The organism is Vibrio sp. YT-19(2023), from assembly GCF_033337395.1.
This window is the reverse complement of record NZ_JAWOQN010000479.1, coordinates 1-709: the sequence shown is the minus strand read 5'-3', so window position 1 is coordinate 709 and position 709 is coordinate 1. Positions and strand designations below refer to the sequence as shown.

At 50.4% G+C, this 709-nt stretch carries 1 protein-coding gene and 1 pseudogene; both read right to left on the bottom strand.

Going from position 1 to position 709, the window contains the following annotated elements:
* A pseudogene (locus R7E78_RS26635) lies at positions 1-482 on the bottom strand (Type III secretion cytoplasmic LcrG inhibitor); the annotation flags it as partial.
* 4 nt (positions 483-486) lie between these two features.
* Positions 487-709, bottom strand: a 223-nt coding sequence (vcrG, locus tag R7E78_RS26630) for an LcrG family type III secretion system chaperone VcrG (RefSeq protein ID WP_318058675.1), incomplete at its 5' end; no start/stop codon positions are given.

Sequence of the window (709 nt, the reverse complement as noted above, 5' to 3'; positions counted from 1 at the left end):
TGCTGCGCTTGCGTGCTTTCGGTTCCAAGCTGAAATTGACTCACAAACTGAGTCGGCAATGACGAATCCACTTTGTCCGTAAGCTGGTCGGCAAACCAAGTTTGGAACTGACTTGCCAATGCATTGTTCATCTGCGTCGTAAGTTCGGCGGCGTCCACTTCACCGTTTGAACTCGCGCCTTGTAGTGACTTCGTCCAAATAGATTCGCTTTCGCTGAGCGCAGCACCCGAAAATGCGCTGTTTTTCTCTTTCAATTGAGTCAGCGTATCGACGTAAAGTGCGATGCTCTGTTCGTCAGTTTGACCTTTAATGGTTGGTAAATGTGCGATCAGTGAAGCAAGCTGCTCAGTTTCCGCATCACCTACAATTGGGGTCAATTGCTCTGTTAGGCTTTGTCCAAACGTTGGCAGTGGCGTACTGCTTGCGGCGGCGGTTGCCGCACCGGTTGCTGAGCCCGTTGTTGTCATATTCGTCATATCCAAACCTCTAGATCACCATACCGCGCATCATGGTTGGTCGCTTTCGTCTTTTACCCTGCACGCCTTGCAACTGATGCTGTTGCTGCCTGCGGCGCTGAACTTCTTCGATGAGTTCTTGCTCTGCGTGTTGCATTAACTTCGGCGAGGCGTTTAAACCGGCAAGCAGAACTTCTCCTGCTACGGGGCCAACACCGAGTCCTTCTAATAGCTCACTAAAAATGTCATTTCTT